This window comes from uncultured Campylobacter sp. (assembly GCF_938018145.1).
GTDB lineage: Bacteria > Campylobacterota > Campylobacteria > Campylobacterales > Campylobacteraceae > Campylobacter_A.
Map to the genome: position 1 here is coordinate 1 of NZ_CALIII010000051.1, position 5,095 is coordinate 5,095.

Annotated in this window: 4 protein-coding genes, 4 tRNA genes and 1 pseudogene; 6 read left to right on the forward strand and 3 right to left on the reverse strand. The window is 45.8% G+C overall.

Annotated features, from left to right (window positions below):
• The 3 genes and pseudogenes from Q0338_RS01240 to Q0338_RS01250 form a co-directional block, all read right to left on the reverse strand.
• Positions 1-89, reverse strand: a pseudogene (locus Q0338_RS01240) (5-(carboxyamino)imidazole ribonucleotide mutase); the annotation flags it as partial.
• A complete protein-coding gene (locus tag Q0338_RS01245; protein WP_298085179.1) occupies positions 86-1,345 on the reverse strand; it encodes a peptidase U32 family protein in 1,260 nt (419 codons plus the stop codon). The pseudogene Q0338_RS01240 and the gene Q0338_RS01245, both read right to left, overlap by 4 nt.
• Complete coding sequence (locus Q0338_RS01250; protein ID WP_298085180.1) at positions 1,345-2,067, reverse strand: chemotaxis protein; 723 nt, start codon at positions 2,065-2,067, stop codon at positions 1,345-1,347. The genes Q0338_RS01245 and Q0338_RS01250 overlap by 1 nt, the downstream gene beginning before the upstream one ends.
• 126 nt (positions 2,068-2,193) lie before the next feature.
• Between Q0338_RS01250 and Q0338_RS01255 the strand changes: the two genes are divergently transcribed.
• The 6 genes from Q0338_RS01255 (at position 2,194) to Q0338_RS01280 (ending at position 5,038) form a co-directional block, all read left to right on the forward strand.
• Positions 2,194-2,973, forward strand: a complete 780-nt coding sequence (locus Q0338_RS01255) for a histidinol-phosphatase (RefSeq protein WP_298085181.1) — start codon at positions 2,194-2,196, stop codon at positions 2,971-2,973.
• Between the two features lie 85 nt (positions 2,974-3,058).
• Positions 3,059-4,489: a type I glutamate--ammonia ligase gene (gene glnA, locus Q0338_RS01260; RefSeq protein WP_298085182.1), complete on the forward strand. Its 1,431-nt coding sequence runs from the start codon at positions 3,059-3,061 to the stop codon at positions 4,487-4,489.
• A 210-nt stretch (positions 4,490-4,699) separates the two neighbouring features.
• Positions 4,700-4,775: transfer RNA gene (locus Q0338_RS01265), tRNA-Lys, on the forward strand.
• 11 nt (positions 4,776-4,786) lie between these two features.
• Positions 4,787-4,862: transfer RNA gene (locus Q0338_RS01270), tRNA-Glu, on the forward strand.
• A gap of 15 nt (positions 4,863-4,877) precedes the next feature.
• Positions 4,878-4,953: transfer RNA gene (locus Q0338_RS01275), tRNA-Val, on the forward strand.
• A gap of 8 nt (positions 4,954-4,961) precedes the next feature.
• Positions 4,962-5,038: transfer RNA gene (locus tag Q0338_RS01280), tRNA-Asp, on the forward strand.
• The last annotated feature ends 57 nt before the right edge of the window (positions 5,039-5,095 follow it).

The following is a 5,095-nucleotide window of genomic DNA, read 5'->3' on the forward strand; positions in this document are numbered from 1 at the left end:
GGAACGTTAAATTTCTCAAGCGTTTTCGCTGCCTCGCTAACTACGTCGTAGTCGCTCTTGCTTCCCATTATTATAGATACGAATTTCATTTTATTTCCTCTCTTAAAAAGCTAAATTTAGGCAACTTCGCGCCCAAATTTACTTCGTTTTCGTTGCCGCTGTGGATTTCTGCTATTTCCTTACCTTTTTTGGTTACTAGTTTTTTAAATTTGATAAATTTCTTGCCGTCGCGAGCGAAAATTTGAGATATTTCGCTCTCGCACTCATCTATCTGAGCGCCTAGCGGGGCTACGATCTCGTACTCGTTGCCGGGGAAAATTTTATATTTGCATTTAAAAAACTCGCCGTCCTCGCTCATAGCATTTACCTGATGGGTGCCCTCCTCTAGGCTGCTAGCGTGATTTTGCGTATCAGTCTTTTCAAACGGGCGATTTACCAGGTAGCCGTCGGTAAAGCCGCGATTTTTTAGCGTATTTAGCTCGCTCGCGTAAATTTGCGCGTCAAATTTGCCAGCTACCGCATCGTCAACGGCCATACGGTAGGCTCTAGTCGCACAGGCGGCGTAGTATTCGCTTTTCGTGCGGCCTTCGATTTTTAGGCTATCGACCGCGCCGCTTTCGATGATATCCTTGATGTGCGCGGATAAATTTAAGTCTTTAGAGTTCATTATGTGCGTGCCACCCTCGTCCTCCTCCAGGCGAAACAACACACCGCTCTCCTCGCTTTTAGCGTAGAGTTCGTATTTAAATCTACAGTCGTTGGCGCAGCTACCACGGTTTGATTGGCGACCGCTTTGAACGGAGCTAACCAAACAGCGCCCCGAATACGCAAAGCACATCGAGCCGTGCACGAAAATTTCGATATCTAGCGTCGGGATTTGCTCTTTTATTTTTACGACGTCTTTTAGGCTCATTTCGCGCGCCACGACGATGCGTTTTGCGCCCATTTCGTGGTAGATTTTGGCATCCAGCGCATTCATGACGTTTGCCTGCGTCGAGAGGTGGATCTCGATGTCGGGGGCTATTTCTTTTGCCAGGCTCATGACGCCAGGAGTCGCGATGATAAAGGCATCGGGCTTCATCGCCGATATCGTTTGCAGGTGGCGTTTTAGCGGCTCGATTTGCGAATTAAAAGGAAACGCGTTTACCGTCGCGTAAAATTTCTTGCCCTTTGCGTGCGTGTACTCGATGGCTTCTTTAAAGCTTTCAAGGTTAAATTCGCGCGCCGAACGGGTGCGAAGCGAAAAGCTCGCAACAGAAGCGTAAACCGCGTCTGCACCGTACTCTAGAGCTATTTTTAGCTTGGTTAAATTTCCCGCGGGAGATAAAAGCTCGGGCTTTAGCACTATTTTTTGCCCAAACTTTCTATCAGAGCTTCGATATCGTCGTTGCTGACGAGATTTTCGGTGTGCGTATCGCCCGCGATATGTACGGCTGAGGCCACGCGCTTTTCGTCGTCGATCTTGCCCTCAAACAGACTGCTCATATACTTGCTAAGCGCGCGCATGACGTTGATAACGCGCTCGATCTTTTGACGGTGGATGTCTTGATACTGCATCATATCCATCGCCATCATTATCTCGTCTTCCGCCATTCTTACGTTATCTAGAGTCATTTCGGCGGAGCTTTTTAGGGCGTTATTTTTCTCTAGCGCCTCAGAAAAAGTCGCGATATTTGGGAATTTTTCATGTAGTTTGGTAAAAATTTCGATATTAGCCTCTATACCGCTGATAATCTCGTTAAGTCCGTTCTCCGCGTCCATAGAGAAGTTATTGATCGCGTCAAGCTTATCAAACATCTGCGTGGCTTTTTCCTCGCTGTCCTTTGTGACGTCGTCTAGCTGATGAACCATCTTGTGATCATCGGTTGGAGGCGGCGGAGGCCACGGCATATTTGAGGATATACGCATCTCGGTACCCTCGTAGTTTATTATCTGTTCACTCGGCGCCGGATCGGTTTTTTTTGCGCTCTCTTCCGCAGGCGGCGCAGTTTCTTCCGCCTTTTCCTCGCCGATCTCTTCATCTTCGAAATCGCCCGCCATCAAGGCGTCAAGTTCTTCTTGCGTCATAAAAACTCCTATTTAAATTTGGGCTGATTATATAGAAAATTAACGAAATATAAGTTTAAAAACCCAAACTTTATCCTTAAATTTATCAAATTTTAGGTAGCATTTGCAAAATATTTAAGGATAAAAATGAGAGTCGATCTACACAACCACACGCCGCTTTGCAAACACGCCGTAGATGAGCCCAGAGAGTACGTTTTAAGCGCGATAAATTCGGGCTGCGAGTATTTTGGTTTTAGCGATCACGCGCCGATGAAATTTGACGAAGCGTACCGTATGAATTTTTCGCAAATGCCCTTTTACGAGAGCGAAATTTTGCGCCTCAGAGACGAATTTGACGGACGGATCAAAATTTTGCTCGGTTACGAAGTCGATTTTTTAGAGGGCTTTATGGACGAGCGGGTTTTAGCGCGCAAGGTTGATTACCTAATCGGTTCGGTGCATTTTTTGGGCGGCTGGGGCTTTGATAATCCCGAATTTATCGGCGAATATAAAAAGCGCGACATAGATCAAATTTGGCGGGATTATTTTTACTGCGTAGAAAAGATGGCAAAGTCGGGCAAATTTGACATCGTCGGGCATGTAGACTTGCTAAAAGTATTTAAATTTATGCCAAAAACCGACGTTAGACTCCTGGCCAAAGACGCAATCGAGGCTATAAAAAAGGCAAATTTGACGGTGGAGATAAATGCGGCCGGCTTTAGAAAACCGATCGGAGAGCAGTATCCGAGCGTAAATTTGCTAGAAATGATCGCCGAAAAAGACATACCTATTACGTTTGGCTCGGACGCACACGCAAAAGATCAAGTCGGTCTAAACGGCGAAAAATGCGAGCAAATCGCTAGAAATTTGGGATTTAGCAAGTGCGCGATATTTAAAAACCGTGATAGAGAATTTGTAAAATTTTAGATCGGGTAGAAAAAATTATTTAAATTAATCTTAAAAGTAAAATTTTATGATAAAATTACGAAATCAATAAACACAGGAGCGAAAAATGGGAAAATTCGTAAAAAGCGTCGATCATTTTTTTGATTTTTGCAAAGAACACGAGGTTAAATTCGTGGATTTTAGATTTACCGATATGAACGGCGCTTGGCACAGCATATCTTATAACATAAAATTCGTAGAAAAAGATCACTTCGTAAACGGAATACCGATGGATGCGAGCTCGCTAGGAGGGTGGCAACCGATCGAAAGAAGCGACATGCTGATGTGCCCTGAGGCGACCAGCGCTTTTTTGGATCCTTTTACCGCCGACGTTACGGTCGTGGTTTTTGCCGATATTTACGACATTTACAAGGGTCAAATTTACGAAAAATGCCCGCGCTCGATAGCCAAAAAAGCCATGGCCTACGTAAAAGAGAGCGGCATGGGCGACGTGGCGTATTTTGGGCCGGAAAATGAGTTTTTTATATTTGATAACGTAAAAATAGTAGACAGCCCAAACTGCGCGATGTTTGAAGTAGATAGCGAAGAAGGCGAGTGGAACGACGCTAGAGACTTTAAAGATAGCTACAACACCGGTCACCGCCCAAGAAGAAAAGGCGGCTATCTGATGACGCAACCGACCGATAGCATGGTCGATCTGCGTGCCGAGATGATGCAGGTTTTAGAACAAGTTGGCCTCGAAGTCATGCTAGGACACCACGAGGTCGCGCAAGGACAAGGCGAGCTTGGCGTTAAATTCGGAACCCTTCTCGAGGCCGCCGACAACGTGCAAATTTACAAATACGTCGTCAAAATGGTCGCTCACCTAAACGGAAAAACTGCGACGTTTATGCCAAAACCGCTCTACGGCGACAACGGCAGCGGCATGCACGTGCATCAGTCTGTATGGAAAGACGGCAAAAATTTATTCTACGGTGAGGGAAAATACGCAAATTTAAGCGATTTTGCGCGCTGGTACATCGGCGGAATCCTAAAACACGCAAGGAGCGTTGCGGCGTTTACAAACCCGAGCACAAACAGCTACAAACGCCTAATACCGGGCTTTGAAGCTCCGTCAATACTAACATACTCTAGCCAAAACCGCTCCGCCTCGATCCGTATCCCGTACGGCTCGGGAGAAAAATCGGTCCGCGCCGAAATGCGCTTCCCTGACGGAACTGCAAACCCGTATTTGGCCTTTTCAGCGATGCTGATGGCTGGACTTGACGGCGTAAAACACAAGATGGAGCCGGTCGGTCCGATGGACGAAAATTTATTTAAGCTCACGCTTGACGAGATCCGCGAGCGCGGTATCGAGCAGCTTCCTCACACGTTAAGAGGCAGCCTAGAGGCGCTAATTCGCGACAACGAATACCTGCGCCCGATCATGACTTCGACGTTTATAAACGCGTATCAGCATTATAAATTTGAGAGTCAAGTATGGCCGTACGAAGCACGCCCTACTCCGTATGAGTTTAAGACTTGCTTTTCTTGCTAAATTTAAGGGGCTATAAAATCCCCTTTTAGTTTTTCAGTCAAATTTTGACCTTTTTAAATTTTGGGCCAAATTTGACTTTTTATGCGTTTTTGACGAATGCAAAATTTGTCAAAATAAATCAAATTTGAGGCCAAATTTGAAAAACAGCGGCTTTTTGTCTTGACAAATCAGCCTTTTTTATATATAATCACGTTTCGTTTTTTGAAAAATGTCTTGTTAGCTCAGTCGGTAGAGCATTTCACTTTTAATGAAGGGGTCGCTGGTTCGAGTCCAGCACAGGACACCATTTTTTACATAGACCCTTTCGTCTAGTGGCCCAGGACTCTACTCTCTCAGTGTAGCAACAGAGGTTCAAATCCTTTAAGGGTCGCCACGATTTAGTCTTTTTGGTCGCTTAGCTCAGTTGGTAGAGCGCCACCCTTACAAGGTGGATGTCATAAGTTCGAGTCTTATAGCGACCACCATTTTAGGTGCAGCGGTAGTTCAGATGGTTAGAATGCCGCCCTGTCACGGCGGAGGTCGCGGGTTCGAGCCCCGTCCGCTGCGCCATTTGTCTTGTTAGCTCAGTCGGTAGAGCATTTCACTTTTAATGAAGGGGTCGCTGGT